The organism is Brevibacillus migulae, assembly GCF_004521915.1.
Taxonomy (GTDB): Bacteria; Bacillota; Bacilli; order Brevibacillales; family Brevibacillaceae; genus Brevibacillus_F; species Brevibacillus_F migulae.
In genome coordinates this window covers 1-663 of sequence record NZ_SDKD01000070.1, presented here as the reverse complement: position 1 = coordinate 663, position 663 = coordinate 1, and the positions used below count along the sequence as shown (strand labels likewise).

Genomic DNA, 663 nt, shown 5'->3' with positions numbered 1-663 from the left:
CTAAAGCCAAGGAACTTCCGGTTCCAAGGTCGGTCTACTGCACTTTTGTCCCTATTCACCTTTAGTCTGAGCTTCCCCTCAGCAAAGCGTATTACCGACTCCATAACGCGCTCACCTGCTCTTCTGCTTCGGACGAAAATGTTACAGTCATCCGCATAACGGACGAAGCGCAACCCGCGTGCTGTAAGCTCTTTGTCCAAGTCATCCAGAAGAATGTTGGCGAGGAGTGGGCTAAGCGGGCCTCCTTGCGGAGTACCTTCTATCGTCTCTAGCTCGATTCCATCTGCGATCACTCCGGCTTGGAGATAAGCTCGAACGAGCTTCAGCACACGTTTGTCCGAAACTTTCCTAACTACCCTTGCCATAAGAATGTCGTGATTGACTCGGTCAAAGAATTTCTCCAGGTCCATGTCCACGACCCAGCGGAATCCTTCCTTTATGTAGGATTGCGCTTGCTTTACAGCGTCATGGGCCCGTTTGTTTGGACGGAACCCATAACTATTCGGAGAGAAATGCGGATCAAAGATCGGCGTCATAACTTGCATGAGGGCTTGCTGAATGAAGCGATCCATAACGGTTGGGATACCTAGCAGCCGAATCCCGCCTCCGGGTTTGGGGATTCCCACCCGTTTGACAGGCATTGGTCTGTATGTACCCTCTTGG

At 51.4% G+C, this 663-nt stretch carries 1 protein-coding gene; it reads right to left on the bottom strand.

The window, feature by feature from the left end; all coding sequences use genetic code 11:
* Positions 1 to 663, bottom strand: a 663-nt coding sequence (ltrA, locus tag EIZ37_RS25600; RefSeq protein ID WP_134687572.1) for a group II intron reverse transcriptase/maturase, incomplete at both ends; no start/stop codon positions are given.